Genomic DNA, 20,408 nt, shown 5'->3' with positions numbered 1-20,408 from the left:
GCGAATGAAAAGCGACGAAATGGAAGGTGTCGGGGAGGTTGCCGTATGGCGGGCATCGTTCCTTTGTTAAGATTTAGGTGCACCTCAACAGGAAATTGCCTGCGACGTCGCCCCCGCCTGGAATCGAACTGGAACCTTTGCAATGCTCAACGATTCTAAACTTTCCCGCCTCATGGGTTCTTTGCGCCACGGCTCGCTGGCGTTGGCCGCGTGTTTCGCCTTCGGTGTACCCAACACCGCAAACGCGGTCCAACCGCTTCGGCCGGTCGACGCCTGTTTCGTGGCCGAGGATCAAACGTTGCTCGTTGCATGCCGGCGCAGTGGTGTAATTCTTGCACTCGACAGCGACACGGGCCAGTTGCAATCGAAATTGTCGATCGGCGGTGACGTGGTCGCGGTCGAAGCGTTGCCCGACGCATCGGTGTGGGCGATCGACCAGGCGGGAAATCGTCTCGTTCAAATCCACTTTGTCGACGGCAAATTATCGACCGGCAGCGTGATCGATTGCGTGAAGAGTCCGGCTTCGGTGATCGCCGCGGAAGGCAACCAGTTGCTGGTCGCGGGGCTTTGGAGTCGCAGCGTCACGTGCGTCGTGCCCACTTCGAACGACAGTCCCGCGCATCGCGTATGGACGTGCGACTTAAATTTTTCACCGCAGACGCTGCGGTTGCTTCAGCCAGAAAACGTTGTGTTGGCAGTGGATGCGTTTGGTAGCCAGATCGCGTACTTGGATGCGGCTACCGGGCAACAACTGCGGCAGACCGAATTTTACGGGCATCGGATCCGCGGCATGATCGACGATCCCGACGGCAAGCGGTTGATCGTTTCACATCAAATGCTTAACTCCGCCGCTCAATCGTCTAACAATGACATCCACTGGGGCATGATGGTTTCCAACGATCTGCGTTGGTTGGACCGCGGGCGTGTGATGGAAGCGGACGAAGAGAACTTCTACAAAGACGGGCACATCGATCCGATTGGAATCGTGGGGCAGGGAGGCGCCGATCCGAACGATCTCGTCTGCACCGTCGACGGGATCGTTATCGTTCCATTGGGTGGAGCTAACGAGGTTGCGATTGGACACGAAGAGTTCTACGAATTGGCTCGGCTGCCCGTCGGCATCAATCCCGTTGCGGTCGCTGTCGACAGCCGAGGCAAGACCGGTTGGGTGGTCAATCGTTTGGACGATTCATTGACCAAGATCGACATCGGCGAGCGAAGCGTCTTGAAAACCGTTCGCCTGTCGGAAGGCTGGACTCCGACGACGGCCGAACTCGGCGAACGCCTGTTTCACGACGCGTCGCTGGCGCACGATGGTTGGATGAGTTGTTCCAGCTGTCATCCCGGCGGCCATGCGGTCAATGAGCGCGCGGACAATCTAAGCGACGGAGCGTACACCTCGCCCAAACGAGTGCTCTCGCTGCTGGGCCGCGCCGATACGGCTCCCTTCGGCTGGATCGGTGCCGATGAAAAGTTGGAGGCTCAACTGCAGCGCACCGTCCGCACGACGATGCAGGGGCACAATACGCTCACTAGCGAACAGGTGGTCCAGCTGACTGCGTTTCTGGAATCCTTGGTCCCACCGCCACCAATCGTCGACGCGTCGATTCCCGAAGTCGGCGAGTCGATCGCGCGCGGCCAAGTGATCTTCCAACGCCAAGGGTGCAACGATTGCCACGCCGGCAGCAAATACACCTCGGCGGAATTGTACGACGTCGGGCTCGAGGACGAACTCGGACACACCCTCTTCAACCCGCCATCGCTCCTAGGCGTCGGCCAGCGCGGCCCCCGCTACTTCCACGATCTGCGAGCCGATTCGTTGGAAGCTGTCTTCACCGAGCACAAGCACACCCTCGATCAACCGCTCTCTCAACCCGACCTCGAAGACCTGCTAACCTTCCTGCGCAGCCTGTAGGGTTCCCAATCCCCTATCTCAGCCAGCCCCAGGCCAACACACGATCCGCTGGCGGTGTAAGCCGCCGGTTTGCGGCGATTAGCAAAGTCTCAGGCCGCAGGCCGACACACGATCTGCCGGCGGTGTGAGCCGCCGGTTAGCGGCCGAGCATGAACTCACCCCAGGCCGGAGGCCGGCACACGATCTGCCGGCGGTGTAAGCCGCCGGTTAGCGGCCGAGCAAGAACGAGTCCCCCGGTTTGCCCGTCCACTCCAAACTCAAGGACATGTTTCAGCAACCCCCCAGGCCGGAGGCCGACACACGAACTGCCGGCGGTGTGAGCCGCCGGTTCGCGGCCGAGCAAGAACTCCCCCGAGGCCTGAGGCCGACACATTCTTACATTCCTTGTGTCGGCCTCCGGCCTGGTTCAGTAACCGACCCTGGCTACCGGCGGCTTACACCGCCGGCATTAGTTATGTCGGCCTCCGGCCTAAAAACAGCTCTTGTCTATTGTCCTCAACGAGCGGCACCAACATACCTTCAGCGCACCGAGTCCCTCGGTTTGCCCGACCACTCCCAACTCAAGGACATGTTTCAGCAACCCCCCAGGCCGGAGGCCGACACACGATCTGCCGGCGGTGTAAGCCGCCGGTTAGCGGCCGAGCAAGAACTCCCCCGAGGCCGGAGGCCGACACATTTTTTGCATTCCTTGTGTCGGCCTCCGGCCTGCTCTAGTAACCGACCTTGCCCACCGGCGGCTCACGCCGCCGGCATTAGATTTGTCGGCCTCCGGCCTCGGGGATTATTCCTAGCTTGGCCACCGGCGGCTTACACCGCCGGCATTAGTTATGTCGGCCTCCGGCCTAAATACAGCTCTTGTCTATTGTCCTGAACGAGGGGCACCAACATAGCTTCAGCGCACCGAGTCCCCCGGTTTGCCTGACCACTCCCAACTCAAGGACATGTTTCAGCAATCACCCAGGCCGGAGGCCGACACACGATCTGCCGGCGGTGTAAGCCACCGGTTAGCGGCCGAGCAAGAACTCACCCTAGGCCGGAGGCCGACAAACGATCTGCCGGCGGTGTAAGCCGCCGGTATGTTGAGGACCAAAAAACTCCCTAGGCCGGAGGCCGGCACAATCAAGTGTTGAATCCCGGTAATCGATCAACCAATTTGCCTCAAAAACTCTTAACATTAGGTTGAAGCGGTGTAGGCTGGATTTGTTAAACAATATTGTATTGCGACACCAATCGATTCCGGTGGAGTACCAGCATGTCCACGCACCAACAGTTGCTCTATCACATCGTCTTCAGCGTGAAGGATCGACGCCCGTTGTTGCAAGACGATGCGCTTCGCGACCAAGTCTGGTCGTACATGGCTGGAATCGCAAAAAATCTGGAAGGGTTCGCGATCAAAATTGGCGGCTTCTACGACCACGCGCACGTGCTGGTCCGGATTCCAGCGAAAGTCGCGGTTGCCGATTTTGTAGGAGCGTTGAAATCTAATTCAAGTCGTCAGGTCAACGATGCGCGAGCGGGAAAACTCAAGTTTCATTGGCAAGACGGTTACGGCGCGTTTACGGTTAGCCCTTCTCAAGCCGACAGGGTTGTCAGGTATATCCAAAATCAGTTGACACATCATGCGAAACAGACCTTCCAGGATGAGTATCTCACGCTATTGGCAAAACATGAAATCGAATTCGATCCAGCGCGAGTTTGGGAGTAGTTCGAAGGTTTAGGGAGCTGCATTTAGGCAATCGATTTCTTCTTGTGCCTGCTGGCTCGATGGCATTCCTTGTGGCGGCCTACGGCATTGGTAGGGAACCGACCGGTTGAGAACCGGCGGCTGACACCGCCGGCATTAGTTGTGTCGGCCTCCGGCCTGCAATCCGCTCTTGACGCAGTACCTGACCAAGGTGGGAGAATGAGATATATACGGCTCAATAAATCCCCTGTGCCTCAAAGTATCAGCCGATTGTGTCAACATCCATCAGGCCGCAGGCCGACACACGAACTGCCGGCGGTGTAAGCCGCCGGTACTGGCAGCACCACCAATCCCTAGGCCGGAGGCCGACACATGAACTGCCGGCGGTGTAAGCCGCCGGTATCGGCAGCACCATAAATTCCAAGGCCGGAGGCCGACACATGTGTGTATTCCATGTGCCAGCCTCCGGCCTGGCTGAAGGTCACAGCTTGCCAACCCAGCACCACCGATCGATTGTCTTTGAGGAGATCGCTGGAAATCGAATCGTGATTTTCTGTTTTGGTTCCCATCGACGCGGTGAGTGGTTAAGCTATTCCGCGTGCTCTCCCGCCCCCATAGGCACTGGGTGCGGGAGCGGATTCTTCCCCCAGAAAAACTCTCTCGAGGCTTCATCATGACCTTCGCTCTCCGCTCCCTTGCGCTGGCTGCGATTTTGTTTGGACTGGCCGCTCAACCTTGTTCGGCTCAGGATTCACTTGGCAGGATCGAACGCTTGGATCCCGCGCTAGACAAGCTGTTGGCGAAAGATGCAAAGATCGAAGTCCTTGCGTCGGGCTTCACGTGGTCCGAGGGGCCGCTGTGGGTTCCCGAGGAGGGTGGTTATGTGTTGCTGAGCGATATCCCGCGGAATTCGATTTTCCGTTGGGATGCGAAGCGCGGCGTGTCGTTGTTTATGAGCCCTAGCGGCTACACAGGTAACACTTATTACGGTTTGGAACCGGGAGCCAACGGCTTGGCTTTGGATGCCAAGGGGCAAGTCATGATGTGTGAACATGGCGATCGCCGCGTCAGCGTTTTGACGCGCGATGGCGGCAAGCGAACGCTGGTCGACAATTATCAAGGCAAGCGACTGAACAGCCCCAATGACTTGGTGCTTCATTCCTCCGGAGCGATCTACTTCACCGATCCGCCCTACGGAATGCCAAAGCGATACGACGACCCGCGGCGCGAACTCGACTTCTGTGGCGTCTACCGGTTGGCGACCGATGGTACGCTGACCCTGATCTCCAAGGAACTCGCTCGTCCTAACGGAATCGGTCTCTCGCCCGACGAAAAAACGTTGTACGTCGCTCAGTCGGACCCCAAACACGCAATCTGGGCTCGCTTTGCTTTGAATGACGATGGTACCGCTGGGGCAATGTCGATCCTTTATGATGCAACCGATCAGGTAGGCAAGTTGCCCGGTTTGCCCGATGGATTGGCCGTCGATCCGCAAGGCAACCTGTGGGCCTCGGGCCCCGGCGGGATCTATGTTTTTGAACCCTCGGGAAAACTGATCGGCCGTTTGCTGACGGGCCAACGAACCAGCAACTGCACCCTCGGCGGCCCCGACGGCAAGGACCTATTTATCACCGCCGATTCGTACCTCTGTCGCGTTCGACTGCGATAGCCTCGACTGACTCTGGAACCGATGACCGATACCAACGCAAGCTCCGACCGATTGAAACCGTATGTGATCGCGGCCGAATCGCAACCTCAACTGGTTGCGAACCTGAGAGCGTTGGCTGGTGGGGAATCGGCAACTTCAGATCCGCATGCTCCTGAACGGTTGTTGATCGTCGCCGACAGCGAGGAAACGCTGCGTCTGTTGGCAACTCGCGCCGCCGATCGCTTGGAGCGACGCCCGGACAAACCGATCCACGATGTCGGCGGGATCTATTATTATCCCGAACCGCTGGGACTGTCCGGTGGCATCGCGTGGCTCTTCCCCGGCGAAGGGGCTCAGTACCTGGGAATGCTGCAGGGACTCGATTCCCAGTGGCCCGAAGTCGAATCGGTGCTCCAACAGTGCGACGGTTTTGCCCGTCAGATCGGCCCGCCGTTTCACAGCCTGCGTTACTTTATCGATGGTTGGCAGCAGGACGATCGCGATCGAGCCGAACAGTTGTTGCGTCGGTTAGACAATGCGATGCTGAGCGTCTTGAGTGCGGGCTGGTGCTTGAGCGAAGTTGCCAAGATGTTGGGCGTGCCGATGCAAGCCGCCGCCGGTCACAGCGCCGGTGAATTGGCGGCACTGATGACCGCCGGGTCGATGGAGTTGACGACAGAACTGCCGATGTTCGCCAACGTGATGAACCAGATGGAGGTTCAATCGGGCGGCGGCGACGCGGAACTGCTGGCCGTTGCCGCGGCCGCCGACAAGGTGCAACCTGTCGTCTTCCAAACGTTGTCGATGGCGGGGATGAGCGACCAGGCGATGGTGGCGATGGACAATTGCCCGCATCAATCGATCGTCGTTGGCCGACGCGAAGCGACGCGGCGCGTTCGTGAGGCGATCGAAAAAGCGGGCTGGATCGTCGAGGCGCTTTCGCTGCAGCAGCCCTACCACACGCCGATGTTCGCACCGCTGATGGACCCGCTGCGTGCCGCCTTCGATCGCGTCGGTTTCCGATCGCCCGATGTGCCGTTGTATTCGTGTGCCACCGGCGAACGTTTTCCCGACGACAGCGACCAGATCCGCCAGCTCTCGTTGGCTCATTGGCACAACCCGGTCCGGTTCCAATCGCTGATCCAACAGATGTACGCCGACGGCGTGCGGCTGTTCCTGGAAGTTGGCCCGCGGGGGAATATCAGTTCCTTTGTCGCTGATATCTTGCGGGGCCAGCCGCATGCGGCGATCCCGATGGACACGCCCCGTTTGTCGACCGCCGATCAGATCGTCCACGTCGCGGCTCAGTTGGCCGCGCATCACGTTCCGATCCAGTTGGAGGCGTTGGATCTGCAGTTCCGACAGGCTCAAGGGAATTCCTTTGTTCAGCCGTCGCCGCGCGAAGAGGTTGCCGCAGCGATCGCTCCTGGCAGCGTCTCGGTGATGTCGTCTCATCTGGAAACGATGCAGCAGTTGCTGGCGGAACAGAGCGATGTGATGCAGCAGTTTCTCGTCGCCAAGAACGCGGGGCGGACGATCGGTCCTCGCGGCGGACGACGTGCGACGGCCGGAAATCGATCGCGACGTCGCCTGGCCGCCGCGGCGGCGCTGCCCACCGATGACATTCTGGCGAATGAAAGCCTATGGTCGGGCGAGGAGCATGCGTTTGAGGAAGCGGCGAGCGGCGGCGGAGGAGGATTGCCCCGTCCCGAATTGCCGCTGTTGGGCGAAGTCAGCGAGTTCGAACCGGGAATGCATCTGGTCATGCATCGGCTGCTCGATCCAGCGATCGAACATTACGCGACGCATCATACCGTCGGCGGCCGCGAGGTGAGCGCGATCCGGCCCGAGCAATGTGGGCTGCCGGTGATGCCGATGACGTTTACGCTGGAGATGATGATGGAGGCGGCGCTGCAGCTGGCTCCCGAACGGGTCGTCTGTTCGATCAGCCGAGTCCAGTTGTCGCGATGGTTAGCGTTTTACGAGCGCGATCCGATCACGATCCGGATCGAAGCGACCTTGATGCCATCGGACGACGACGCGACGACGCGCGTGCTGGTCCGTGTGATGGACACCGGGAACCGGGAAGAGCCGTTTGGTGACAAACCGAAGCTGGCGGCTGTTGGCACCGTGACCCTGGCCGCTGCGTATCCGGAAGCTCCGCTCGCCCAGCCGTTGGAACTGACCGACGCCCAGCAGTGCGAGACGACGCTGAAGACGATGTATAACAATTTGTTTCACGGCGAGTTGTTTCAAGGCGTCCGCAGCCTGGCGAAGATCGGCAAACAAGGAATCGAATCAACGATCGAAGTCCTGCCGCGGGATGAGCTGTTCCGCGACGATCGGCCGGTCGAATTCCTTGGCGATCCGGTGCTGTTGGATGTCGCGATGCATCCCAACGCGGCCTGGCATCTGGAACAGCCCGACCAGACGGGGCGGATCATGTTGCCGTTTGAGGTGAAGAGCGTCGAGTTCTTCGGACCGCGGCCCGCAGTGGGAACACGGTTTGAATGCCACGGGAGTTTGGACGAGCAATCGCCGCGGCACTTCACTCATTCGGTCGTTTCGATCGACGGCGAGGGACGCGTTTGGAATCGCATCAACGGCGTGCGACTGTGGCGTTTCTATCTGCCGTTTCACGAAGTCAATTTCCACGGCCCCAAGAACGTCTACCATTTGTCGGAAGAGTTTTCGACGCAGGCTTCGGCGGCGGATGATGCGATCGCCACCGCGAGGTTCGCTTGGTTGGACGACCTGTCGCAACCGACGCTGTTGCGAGCGGCAGCCGAAGTGTTGTTGAGCGAACAGGAATACGAAGACTTCATCGACGCGCAAATCCCTCACGCCGAGAAGGTTCGCTGGGTCTTTGGCCGCGTCGTCGCCAAGGATGCCGTTCGTCGTTTGTGGCATCAACAGCACGGTCAGCGGCTGTACATGTCCGATATCGACACGCGGCACGATGACAACGGCCGACCTTATGCGTTGCCAAGGCGAGCTAAACATCCAAGCGCGGGTGACGTGCCATCGGCCGACGCGGTGATGCCGAACATCTCGGTAGCTCATTGCAACAAAATCAGCTACGCGATTGCATCGACAGCCCGCCGCGTTGGCGTTGCGGTTCAGCCGATCGCCGACTTCGACGAGGCTCAAGTTGCCGAAGCGTTGCTGCCCGAAGAGGTCTCGCTTTTGTCGGCGTGCGAAAACCGTGAGCGCTGCTTCGCTGCGATCCTCGCGACGAAGAAGGCAGTCGCCAAAGCGACCGGCCTGGGGCTGTTGGGTGACTGGAAAAACGTCCGCGTCACCGCCTGTGACGGCGAGGGACAAGCGACCGCCGATACCGCCGGCAACTTGCTTGCCCAGTTGCCAGCGATGGCCGGCCATCGTTGGACCGCGATCCTGACGCGAGATGAAAGCAGACGAATCATTGCCACCGTGATCGACGCGACCGTTTAGGCGAATGGGGAAGCGTCCCGTAATCGGTGAGATTCTATTGGGGAGATCCTTCGGGGATGCCGTATAATGATTTTGCGGTTGGGCGATGGGATGGCGTCGAACGATGTCTTCGCTGTTGATGAAACTTAGGTTCACGCGAGACGTCGCCCTGGAATTTCTCTGATAGCGATCGGTAGGCCGAGCGGTTTTTCCGACGCTTCGAATTCAAGGCGGGAGACGACGGATGAACGTTCCTCAACGGCGACAGTTTTTTAAGTCGGTGGGTGCTGCGGGGGCGGTGCTGACACTAAACGAGCTCGATTTTCTCGGCCGTTTGCCTTCGGTATCGGCAGCGGAAACGCAACTCGGCGCGTCGGCGGTTCAATTTTCGCCCGACATCGAACCGTTGGTCCGGTTGTTGGAAGAGACGCCGCGGGAACAAGTGATCGAGCGGTTTGCAGCGAAGATTCAATCGGGAACCAGTTACCAAGAAGTGCTCGCGGCGCTGTTGTTGGCTGGGGTGCGGAACATCCAACCGCGACCGAGCGTTGGTTTTAAGTTTCACGCCGTTTTGGTTGTCAATTCCGCACACCTCGCCAGCGTCGCCGCTCCCGATAGCGACCGTTGGCTGCCGATCTTTTGGGCGCTGGACTATTTTAAGTCGGCTCAGGCACGCGATGTCCGCGAGGGAGATTGGACCATGGCGGCGGTCGATGAGGCGAAGCTGCCACCGTCGCATCGTGCGAACCAAGCGTTTCGTGAGGCGATGGATGCATGGGATGTCGAAGCGGCCGATGTCGCGATCGCCTCGCTCTGCCGATCGGCTAGCGCTGCGGAAGTCTTCGACCTGTTGGCTCACTACGGTTGCCGCGACTATCGCAGCATTGGTCACAAAGCGATCTACGTGGCCAACGCGTACCGGACGCTGCAATGTATCGGCTGGCGATACGCCGAACCGGTTCTCCGTTCACTCGCCTACGCTATGTTGAATCACAACGGCGAACCGAATCCAGCCGAGCATGACCTTGGACCCGACGCCGCCTGGCGAGTGACGCAGGAAAAGCTTTCGACGCTAGGTGAGGACTGGAATCATGGTCGGATCGATTCCGCGGCGACGTTGTCTTTGTTGGATACGTTGCGCAGCGCGTCGCCCAACGAAGCTGTCGACGCCAGCGTGCAGATGCTTGCCGACGGGATCGCGCCACAATCGATCGCCGATGCGATCTTCTTGTCCGCCGGTGAGATGATCGGCCAACAGCCGGGGATCATCGCGTTGCATTCGGCGACAGCAACCAACGCGATGCAGTACGCTTACCGAACGGCGTTCCGCGATCAAACGCGTCGCGAATTGCTGCTGCAAAATGCGGCCTTTATTCCCTACTTCCGCGAATCGATGCGGTCGCGAGGAAAGATCGCCGATCTGCGGATCGATGCCACACCAGCGGAGGCCGGTGGGAAGACCGAAGCCGATCTTGAGACGATCTTCCGCACGGTCTCGAGCGATCGCGAGCAAGCGGCGACGCAGATGCTCGGTTATTTGAAGGGAGGCGGTCCGCCCGAATCGGTGATCAATGCCGCGCGGCGGTTGGTCTTCTTAAAGGGAAACGATTCGCACGACTACAAATTTAGTTCTGCGGTGCTGGAAGATTTTTACGCGGTCTCCCCCGCCTTTCGCAACGCCTTCCTCGCCAACGCGGCGTTTCTGTTACCGGGTAGCGATGATCGCGACAACGGGCTCGTGACGAAGGTCCACGCCGCGTTGGGATGATCCGTTCGATGCACCAAATCAATTGGTAGCCGTCGCATTTCGTCGAGGCTCAGTTCGCCGGAGCGTTCGTCGGGACGAACGTGCCCGTGGTGGACTGGTTGTTTTTGACAACGGGCACGTCGCTGGATGCCCCGGTGGGAAACCAGCGTTTCAGTTGTAGACAGTGGCGTTCCAACACGTTCCAACTGAGCACCGCCGCCGCATAGGTCAGGACGAACATCACTGCGATGTAGAGCACGTTTGCAAGCAGCGCCCCACCGACCAGCGTTTCAAACGCGGCGACCGAAACGACAGCGGAGGTGAGTGGGATCAATGGATTTTGGAAGACGTACATGGCGTAGCTGTATTTGCCAAGCGTCCGCAAAAATTTGAGGTTGAAGAAGCGAGCCAGTGGCGCGGATCGATTGGCTGTGAGCAACCCAATCAGGATCCCACCCCAAACGATCGGCCAGATCGTCAGCGGTATCGTGAAGAACCGCTTCTCCGTGATTCCGCAAGCAAGCACGAACAGCCCGCCAATTATAGTCGTCACCGGCAGCCAGCGCCGGAGCGGTTCGAGTCCTCGGGGCTGGCGAGCGATCAACGCGATCGCCGCTCCGATCAACAACGCATCGCAGCGGAACAACGTCAGGACATCGGGTGCGACTCCGTTGTCGCTCAGTAGGACAAACGCGATCCGCGAAGTGGCACTGACGATCGCCAAACCGACCGCCGTGCGAAGGGCGACTTTGTTGGAGATCAGGTACAGGACAAACGGCCAGACTAGGTAAAAATGTTCTTCGACCGCCAGCGACCAAAAATGGTCCAGGTATCCAAAACACCACTGATCGGCGAAGCTCATCTTCACGTTGACCAGATAGGTCCAAAGGTAGAATTGATTGTCGATCGCATCGTGAAACATCGTTCGCATCGCGGGAACGAAATGGGCGGCGACGACCAACGCGATCAAGGTTGCGAAGTAGAGCGGGAAGATCCGCAGGCTGCGTCGTGCAATGAAGTTTCGGAAGTAGTGGGGCTGGTCCTTGCCGTCGATCAGGATCCCCGTGATCAAGAATCCAGAGAGGACAAAAAAGAGCTCCACGCCTCGGCTGCCGAAACTCGCCCCCAGGTGCATCAGATGCCCGACCGATGAATCCGTCGGTATCTCTTTGGAGAATCGATACAGCGTCACGATCAAAATTGCAAAGCCCCGCAAACCATCCAGCTCCGCCACATGCTTGCCAACTCGCCAGACGCGGTCCAGACCTGCGGCGCGAGCAGGGGCGGTTGTGGTTGCGAGGGAGGCCATGTTGGATCGCTGGCGGGAACCTTGGAACAAGAGAACGACGCCGAACGGTACCTAGTAAAAGAGAGCATGGCAACCAAAATCGTCCGACTTGGAAAGGCCCCCTGCCGGGCGTTCGCTACAACACAACTATTTGGCATATTCCGAGGATTCTGGCTCGGTTCTGCAGGGTGTTGCACGTTTACCCGCCGCGGTCAACGAATTTTCAATCGACGGGGCTACCGATCGGCTCCGCGGCAACATGGCTGCTCGAAACGAAAGCACCAGGTCGTATTACGCGTGACTTGCGATTTCGCACTCCGTATAATCGGTCTCGCTGTCGGTCGGAAGCTGGAGTAGCGATCGAGAGAAGGCTTGTTCTTCGATGTGGTTTTCATTCCAGCCACCGGCCAAGGCGTGGATACGGAATACCTCCGCATCCTGCGGCGGCAACTTTTGAATTGCGAATTCCCTCGGCCATCGATCCATGGAGTGTTTGCGAGTGCTATCTACGGTTGTTATGCGTGGTGGGTTGATACTCGCAATAGTTACGTTTGCTTCAGCAGCTTCGGCCGATGAAACGGCAAGCTTCTTTCGTGGGCTGAATCTCAATGGCCCCGCCGTACTGATCGATGGGAATCGTTGGGAAGGGAAGGAGTCGGGGAATTACGAGTGCAAGGACAAGGCCTTTGAACAACAAGGTGTCGCACTTGTCCCTGCGACCGATCCGCAGCGGGCGCTGATGATTCGCAGCAGTCGGTGGAACGGGAATCGCGTGCTGCTGAAGAACCTGCCCAACGAAACGTTTACGGTCTTTCTATACGTTTGGGAGGACAACCGAAGTGAAACGTTTGAAATTCGCGTCGATGGTAAAACCGTGGTCTCTCAGTTTTCCAGCGGTGCCGCCGGGCATTGGGAACGTCTTGGGCCGTGGTACGTCGACGTCACCCAAGGGACGATCGAACTGACAAGCCGCGGTGGCGCAGCGAACTTCTCAGGCGTCGAACTTTGGCGCGGCAAACACGACGGTTCGCACGAGGCTCCGATTACGGACGATCAACTGACGTTCTTCGAGACCCGGATCCGACCGCTGTTAGTAAAGCATTGTTACGAATGCCATAGCAGCGAGAGCGATGATCTGCAGGGCGGTTTGTTAGTCGATTCGCGGCCGACGCTGCGACGCGGGGGAACCAATGGACCGGCGGTGGTTCCCGGCGACGTCAATCACAGCCTCCTGATCCAAGCGGTACGGTACGCCGATGGGATGGAGATGCCGCCAGATGAAAAACTATCGTCCGCGGACGTCGCCGATTTGGAACGCTGGGTCGCGATGGGCGCTCCCGACCCGCGAACGACCGCGACGCGATTCGTTCGCAAAAAGATCGATGTCGAAAAGGCGAGGCAGTTCTGGTCGCTTCGACCGTTGTCCGATCCGACGGTTCCAACGCCGTCGTCCGATTGGGCGGTAACCGAGATCGATCGGTTCATTGCGGAGAAGCTCGACAGCCGCGGCCTGGTTCCAACTGGCGATGCCGACAAGCGGACGCTGATCCGCCGGGCGACATTCGATCTGACCGGTTTGCCCCCTTCGCCGCAAGAGATCGAAGCCTTCGTGGCGGATGATTCGGCGGACGCTTTTGCCAAGGTTGTCGAACGGTTGCTCCGATCGCCTCGTTATGGTGAACGATGGGGGCGGCATTGGATGGATCTGGTTCGGTACGCCGACACCGCTGGCGACAACTCCGACTTCCCCATCCCCGAAGCCTACCTGTACCGCAACTACATCATCGATTCGTTTAACGCCGACAAACCGTACGATCGCTTTCTACAAGAACAGATCGCCGGGGATCTGATGCCCGCCGAAAGCGATGTGCAGAAGAACGAGCAGACGATTGCCACCGGCTACCTGGCGAGTTCGCGCCGATTTGGATCGGTCATCAAAAACTACCCGCAGCATTTGACGATCGAGGATACGATCGACAACCTGGGCCGCACGGTGCTCGGGATGACCGTCGCCTGCGCTCGCTGCCACGACCACAAGTTCGATCCGATCTCGCAGGACGACTATTACGGTTTGTATGGCATCTTCGCAAGCACGCGGTATCCGTTTCCGGGGATCGAACTCGATCAGAAGCCACGCGACTTTGTCGCTCTCGTCGACGGCGGCAAACCGGGAAAAGAGTTGGCGTATGCGATGGCTGATGGAAACGCAAATGACGTCCATTTGCAGCAGCGTGGCGAACCCGATCAACCCGGCGATATCGTGCCTCGCAAGTTCTTAGAGGTCCTCGGTGGGCAGATGCTTCCCGAACAGGCGACGCAGTCGAGCGGTCGGTTGCAGTTGGCGCAGTGGATGACTGCCGCCGACAATCCGCTGACCGCAAGAGTGATGGCGAACCGGATCTGGCAATATCATTTCGGCAGCGGACTTGTGAAGACGCCCAGCGACTTCGGGATCCGCGGCGTGGCGCCCAGCCATCCGCAGTTGCTCGACTGGTTGGCGTCTCGGTTCATCGAAGAGGGTTGGTCGATCAAATCGCTTCACCGCCGGATCATGCTCAGCCGCACCTATCAATTGAGTTCGCAAGCCGATGGCAACACGAAAGCTCTGGCGGTCGATCCGAACAACGAACTCCATTGGCGATTTCCCCGACAGCGGATGGAAGCGGAGACGCTGCGCGACACGATGCTGTTGTTAAGCGGCGAGTTGGACTTGCAGATGCTGCGCGACCCCCATCCGTTTCCTCCGGCGGAGAAGTGGAAGTACACGCAACACCATCCGTTCCGCGACAGCTACGATTCGAAAAAGCGGAGCGTCTATCTGATGATGGCGCGGCTGAACGCGCGTCCCTTCTTCACCACATTTGACGGCCCTGATCAGAACGCCAGCACCGCCGCGCGCGATAGCAGCGTGACGACGGTCCAGTCGCTGTATCTGATCAACGACCCGTTTGTGCATGAGCGAGCGGAGAAGTTTGCAGCGCGGTTGATTGCGGAAAAGAAGGACGCCAGCGAACGGTTGCCCTATGCCTTTGAACTAGCTTTTGGGCGTCCGCCATCGCAGTCCGAACGCGATGGCGTGATGGAGTGGTTGCGTTCGCTGGACGATCAATTGCGAGATTCTGTTGATGATGCTGCGAAGCGTGAACAAGAAGCTTGGACCGCGCTTGTCCGATCGCTGTTCCGCACGAACGAATTTTTGTATGTCGATTGAGCCATGGTAGTCAAAGGTTGGATGTGATGAATTTTATCGAACCGACGCGTCGGCAATGCCTTCGTTCGCTGATCGGCAGCTCGATCCTGTTCCCTGCCGTTCTGTCGGACCTGGCGGCGGCGGAGGCTCCCGCCATGGGACCGCTGACACCCAAGTCGCCTCATTTTCCTGCCAAAGCAAAGCGGGTGATCATGGTCTTTGCCACCGGCGGTGTTTCCCACATCGACAGCTTCGATCCCAAGTCGTCGAAAAAGGGACGCGATGGCAGCGGCAAGGACAAGTTGATGGGATGCGTCTTCCCCACTCGGCCAGCCAAGAAGACGGGGACGGTCGTCAGCGATCTGTTCCCTCACCTCCGCGATTCGATGGAAGAGATCTGTCTGATCCGGTCGATGAAGTCGGCTCACTTCGACCATACCGAAGCGGCTGTCGGGATGCATACCGGTTCGCCAACGTTCGCCCGGCCGAGCATGGGATCGTGGCTCAGCTACGGCCTAGGGACGGTCAACCAGAACCTGCCTTCCTTCATCGTGATTGCGCCCCATCTTCCTTATGGCGGCACGCAGGTTTACGCCAGCGATTTTTTACCCGCTTATCATCAAGGAACGCGAGTCATTCCTGGGACCGAACCGATCGCGAATCTGGCGCCGCGAACGACTCGGCAAAAGATCCAGCAGATGGAACTGTCGCTTGTCGATTCGCTGAACCAAAAGCACTTACAAAGCCGCCGCGACGATTCCCAATTGGCCGCTCGGATCAAGAGCTATGAGACCGCGTTTCAAATGCAAACCGCGGGACCTGAAGCGTTTGATTTGAGCAACGAGGATGAACGGGCGCTGTCGATGTATGGGCTGAAGCCAGGGGAAACGAAGAGCTTCGCTTGGCAGTGCATTATCGCGCGTCGATTGGCCGAGCGAGGCGTGCGGTTTATCGAATTGGTCGACAGCGGATCGCGGCCGAACTGGGATTCGCACGGCGACATGAAAGAGCACCAACCGTTGGCCAAGGCCGCGGATCAACCGCTGGCCGCGTTGATCCAAGATCTCAAGCAGCGTGGAATGTTGGATGAGACGTTAATCGTTTGGGCTACCGAGTTCGGCCGCACCCCGACCAAAGAAGGCAAGTTCGGCCGCGGGCACCACGGCGATTGCTTTTCGATCTGGTTGGCCGGCGGTGGCGTCAAAGCAGGCTTTGTGCTCGGCGAGACCGACGAACTGGGACGCAGCATCGTCCGCGACAAGATCGACGTCCACGACTTGCACGCCACAATCCTGCATCAAATGGGGATCGATCACAAACGCTTGACCTACCGCCACGCCGGCCGCGATTTTCGATTGACCGACGTGCATGGCCGTATCGTCAAGGAGATCCTGGCGTAGCCGTGACAGCGTTTGCGAGGCGGTCCCCGTGGGTGCCATCCGATGACGGCACCCACTTTGCGATGTGAGAGCCTGAACAGCGGTTTGTAATCTGGGGAGCATTCCAGCAACAGAGGATAGCAATTCTATGGTCCAGTATCACCATCGTGCATCATCACAGATGCTTTCACCACAGAACTGCTTCATCAATTCCGGTTCTTCCAAAACAGTTCCGCCCAATCACTTGCTTGCTGGCGGACGGTATCGTTGATCGTTTTATCGTCGCGAATCGACGCGCGAAGTTCTTCCAGCGACTTAGCTCGGTCGCGGTGCACTGTCAGGTAGCTGCGGGTATATGCCTGCATTCGCAACTCTGGAGTCCACTGTCGTGCGTCCCACACTCTTAAATTGCAGGATGTATCCGCCGTGATCAGTTGCGTGCCTTCGGAATTGAACGACACATCGTTTAATTGTTTATCAAATCCGTTCAGCGACAGTGTCTCCTGCCATGTTTCCGCGTCCCAAACTTTTACCGATCCATCGCGACTCACCGACGCAATGCGGCTACCGTCTGAACAGAAACTTAATGCGCTGATCCTATCGGTATGGCTGGCCAACGACTGAATCAACTGGCCGCTAGCCTCATCCCAGACTTTTACCAATCCGCGACCATCTGCTGTGATGAGGCGACCTCCGTCGGGCGAATACACTGCGAAAGTGACTTCGATGTCGTGTCCATTGAGCGTGCCAGTCTCTTGCCATGTAGTGGTGTCCCACAACTTCACGGTTTTATCCGTACTGGCGGTTGCTAGCTTCAAACCATCTGGGCGAAACGCAGCGTGTTGAACTATATCGCTGTGTCGTTCGAGTGTGCGGGTATTCTCGCCGGTTACTGCATCCCACACTTTGACTGTTCGGTCTTCGCTTGTTGAGACTAACACCGTCCCATCAGGACTGAACGACACGCTTGTGACTTTGCCGACGTGACCCTTAAGCGTTTGTTTTTCTTGTAGAGAGGAAGGGTCCCAAATCCTCACAAGGCTGTCGTTTCCACCACTCGCTAATCGGGTTCCGTCCGGACTAAATGCCAAACACTTGAGAAGCCCAACATCGTTGCGTATCGCGATTTTTTCCTGGCCCGCGACCGCGTCCCAGACAATCAACTCGTTTCCCCATGTGGTAGATGCCAATAACTTTTCGTCAGGGCTAAAGCAAACAGATCGAACCGATTTCCTTTTACTGTTGCTTAGGATGAGGGACTCTCGACTGGAGCACACGTCCCAAACCTTCGCTGTATGATCCCCACTTGCCGACGCCAAACGCGTTCCGTCGGAACCAAATGAAACGTCGAAGACGGGGCCGCCGTGCCCTCTAAGTGTGAGGAGTTCATCTCCAGTTGCCATGTCCCAGATTTTGATTGCTCGGTCCCAACTCCCCGAGCAGAGCTTCGTGCCGTCAGGGCTGAATGCGAGGCTATGGACAGTGGTGAGGTGGCCGTCCAGCGTGTCCTTTATCTGCCCCGTCGCCGCATCGCGAACTTTCACGGATTCCTCTTCAGCGGTCGCAAGTATCGTGCCGTTGGGACTGAACTTTACGCGATAAATATCTGACGTGTTTGAAAGATTCGTTTGAGTCTCCAGCCCCGTCTCCGCGTCCCAAATCCTCAACGTTCTATCTCTGCTGACCGACGCAAGCTTGTCGCCTAGCCCGAAAGAAGTGTCGTGGACGGGTCCCGTGTGTCCAGTTAGTGAATGGATCAGCTGTCCTGTTTTTGCGTCCCAAACCTTCACCAACTTGTCGTCACCCGCTGACGCAAGGCGAGTCCCGATGGCGTTGTACGAAACGCTGTTTACACGACCTGTGTGCCCCGTCAAAAGCAGGATCTGCTTACCCGTTTCTACATTCCATATCTTCACGGTCTGATCACCGCCACACGACGCAAGCCGCGTCCCGTCCGGACTAAACGATACTCTGTTAGATCCTCCTTTATGTGCAGTAAACTGAAGCAACTGTATTCCCGTTGTCGCATCCCACACTCGCACGGACCAATCTGTACTCGCAGTGGCAATACGCGTGCCATCGGGGCTGTAAGCGACTCCTGTGATGCGATTGTTATGACCACTTAGGGCGAAAATCTCGCAGTTGGCGAGGCGGTTCCAGTACCCCCACTCGAATCCTCTGCCGTCATCGGCGCCGCGATGACGATCAAGCCGTTTGCGCATCATAACCGTGTTCCCTTCGGACCAGGCTTGCCTCAGGAGCAGCATGTCCGAGTAGTAAGCGTTGCGTTCGGCAACCTTCATGTTTTGCACCGCGTTGTCAGCTTCGTGTTTAGCCTCAACCTCCGCAGCACTCGCTTTCAATTCGTTGAACTGTGCAATCTTTCGTTGAGCTGCTTCTTCTTGCCGAGCGACCATTGCTTTAGTCCGTTCTGAGTTGATCCACAGGGCACCCACACTTGAGACGATGGCCACGGCAAGGCTGGCTGCGAGGGTCGCGAATCGCAGTCGACGCAGCTGCTTTTGTTTCGCGTCTCGATCGACGATCGCACTTCCGATTTGCAATCCTAGCGAGGCGTGCTCGGGCTCCCCTTCGTCTAACAACGACGCCGCCAAATCCAAGTCACCACGTTCAAACGCGTGACTTGCAAAAGCAAAGTTTGCCTGCTTCAGTCCGACTGCCGCACGCTCATTTTTCGGCCACTGTTCCAACGCGGTCTCGAACCCGAAGCGTGCGCGACTAAACTCTTCGTAAACGCCGCATTGCTGAGCGCTGTTCAAGCGTTCTGCCGCGTTCGCGGCCAATTCAATGCTCTCCTCATGGGAAAGGTACTCACGAATCGCAGCCTGGAACTCGGGCACCGTCTGGTAGCGATCGGCCGGATCGGTCGCGATGGCCTTGCGAGCGATATCCAGTAACTCGCCTTCCTCCTCGGTCGAGGCGATCACGTTGTTTGCCGCCGCGCGGAAATAGGCCATCAACCGTTCGCGTTGACCTACCGGCTGCGAATTGAGAACATGGGGCGGTTTGCCTGTGACGATCTCAAACAGAATCCCGCCGAGCAAATACACATCGCTGCGAACATCAATAGATGCGATGTTGGTGACCATTTCGGGTGCCATGTAACATGGCGTCCCACCAGCACCAAGCGGCGGGAATGAAGCACGACGCGGATGATCTTTGGTCGGGATCGCCAACCCCCAATCCATCACCAGCACTTCACCGAACGGACCCAGCATGATGTTTGCTGGTTTCAAATCGCGATGAATGATCTCACGGTTGTGTGCAAACGCGATTGCATCACACACACGCAACAGAATCTCCAAATTCTCCGAGACGCTGTTTTCAGCAAAACGTTTTTTCCACTCTACGCCTTCGACCTGCTTCATCGAATAGAACAGCGCATCGTCGGTCTGCTTGCCCACATCGTAAATCGGCACGATGTTGGGATGATCCAAACGGCCCGTGATGATCGCTTCGGAAACGAACGCCAGACGACTACTCTCCGACCGAGCTGAATCGCCCTTGAGTACCTTGATCGCAACGGACCGATCCATCGACTGCTGTCGCGCTGCATACACCGCCCCCATCCCACCGACACCCAACAACGATTTCACCTGATAGTCAGCGTCGGCGATGGCGGACGGATCGGAAACCGTTCCCGAAGCATCGGTCGGCAACACACTGCGCAGTTTTAGCGCGAACGTCTGCTGGAGCGAACCGACTTGCTCACCCGAGATACCCAGCGTTGCCTTGAGCGTATGCCAAGGTTCAGCATCCGACGTCAGCGAACCTTCCCAGTTCTTTGAGATCGTCATCAATACGTCTGGTTCATCGTCCGCCCGGCCGTCGATGGTTTCTTGCTGTGCTTCGTGGTCGCGTTGCATCGAACGTTCTCTCTAAAGTAACTGCTAACGAGTCTTCCATGACAATCCCCCAGTCTAGACTCTACTGACGAAGGCGTCAGTGGTCGTTTGGTCCCGGGCCGGCGGATTGCCCTCGACAGTTGAAACTCGGTGGCGGGATTAAGGTTATGCAGGAGAGAACTCGATAGGGTTAGCCAGAGGCGCAAGCGGGATCACGATCGGATCGATCGCGTCGACCGTCATTGCTTGCTCCTACGCA

The 20,408-nt window shown here is 58.1% G+C and carries 10 protein-coding genes; 7 read left to right on the top strand and 3 right to left on the bottom strand.

Features of this window, described 5'->3' with window-relative positions; genetic code table 11:
• The first annotated feature begins 172 nt into the window (after nt 1-172).
• Both Poly24_RS15140 and tnpA read left to right on the top strand, forming a co-directional pair.
• Entirely contained in the window at nt 173-1,915 is a 1,743-nt protein-coding gene (locus tag Poly24_RS15140; RefSeq protein WP_197451928.1) for a cytochrome c peroxidase, read from the top strand.
• Between the two features lie 1,252 nt (nt 1,916-3,167).
• Nucleotides 3,168-3,620, top strand: a complete 453-nt coding sequence (tnpA, locus tag Poly24_RS15135) for an IS200/IS605 family transposase (protein WP_145096924.1) — start codon at nt 3,168-3,170, stop codon at nt 3,618-3,620.
• A 332-nt stretch (nt 3,621-3,952) separates the two neighbouring features.
• Here the strand turns inward: tnpA and Poly24_RS15130 are convergent, their stop codons facing one another.
• Entirely contained in the window at nt 3,953-4,168 is a 216-nt protein-coding gene (locus Poly24_RS15130; RefSeq protein WP_145096921.1) for a hypothetical protein, read from the bottom strand.
• Nucleotides 4,169-4,272: 104 nt separating this feature from the next.
• Between Poly24_RS15130 and Poly24_RS15125 the strand changes: the two genes are divergently transcribed.
• The 3 genes from Poly24_RS15125 (at nt 4,273) to Poly24_RS15115 (ending at nt 10,447) form a co-directional block, all read left to right on the top strand.
• Nucleotides 4,273-5,268 (top strand): SMP-30/gluconolactonase/LRE family protein, encoded by a 996-nt coding sequence (locus Poly24_RS15125; protein WP_145096917.1) that lies wholly within the window; start codon nt 4,273-4,275, stop codon nt 5,266-5,268.
• Between the two features lie 21 nt (nt 5,269-5,289).
• Complete coding sequence (locus Poly24_RS15120; RefSeq protein ID WP_145096914.1) at nt 5,290-8,700, top strand: acyltransferase domain-containing protein; 3,411 nt, start codon at nt 5,290-5,292, stop codon at nt 8,698-8,700.
• A 223-nt stretch (nt 8,701-8,923) separates the two neighbouring features.
• Nucleotides 8,924-10,447 carry a protein kinase family protein gene (locus Poly24_RS15115; protein ID WP_145096911.1) on the top strand — a complete coding sequence of 508 codons (1,524 nt, stop codon included), beginning with the start codon at nt 8,924-8,926 and terminating at the stop codon, nt 10,445-10,447.
• 49 nt (nt 10,448-10,496) lie between these two features.
• On the opposite strand, the gene Poly24_RS15110 is transcribed toward Poly24_RS15115, so the two are convergent.
• Nucleotides 10,497-11,735, bottom strand: coding sequence for an acyltransferase family protein (locus tag Poly24_RS15110; protein WP_145096908.1), 1,239 nt, complete (start codon nt 11,733-11,735; stop codon nt 10,497-10,499).
• A gap of 508 nt (nt 11,736-12,243) precedes the next feature.
• Here Poly24_RS15110 and Poly24_RS15105 point away from each other — a divergent pair.
• Complete coding sequence (locus Poly24_RS15105; protein WP_231753159.1) at nt 12,244-14,925, top strand: PSD1 and planctomycete cytochrome C domain-containing protein; 2,682 nt, start codon at nt 12,244-12,246, stop codon at nt 14,923-14,925.
• A gap of 26 nt (nt 14,926-14,951) precedes the next feature.
• Nucleotides 14,952-16,304, top strand: a complete 1,353-nt coding sequence (locus Poly24_RS15100; RefSeq protein WP_145096905.1) for a DUF1501 domain-containing protein — start codon at nt 14,952-14,954, stop codon at nt 16,302-16,304.
• Between the two features lie 185 nt (nt 16,305-16,489).
• Here Poly24_RS15100 and Poly24_RS15095 read toward each other — a convergent pair whose 3' ends face one another.
• Nucleotides 16,490-20,170, bottom strand: coding sequence for a protein kinase domain-containing protein (locus tag Poly24_RS15095; protein ID WP_145096902.1), 3,681 nt, complete (start codon nt 20,168-20,170; stop codon nt 16,490-16,492).
• Nucleotides 20,171-20,408: the final 238 nt, after the last annotated feature.

This window comes from Rosistilla carotiformis (assembly GCF_007753095.1).
In the GTDB taxonomy this organism is placed as follows: Bacteria; Planctomycetota; Planctomycetia; order Pirellulales; family Pirellulaceae; genus Rosistilla; species Rosistilla carotiformis.
Note: the sequence above shows the minus strand (reverse complement) of the source record. Positions and strands in the feature narration are given on the sequence as shown.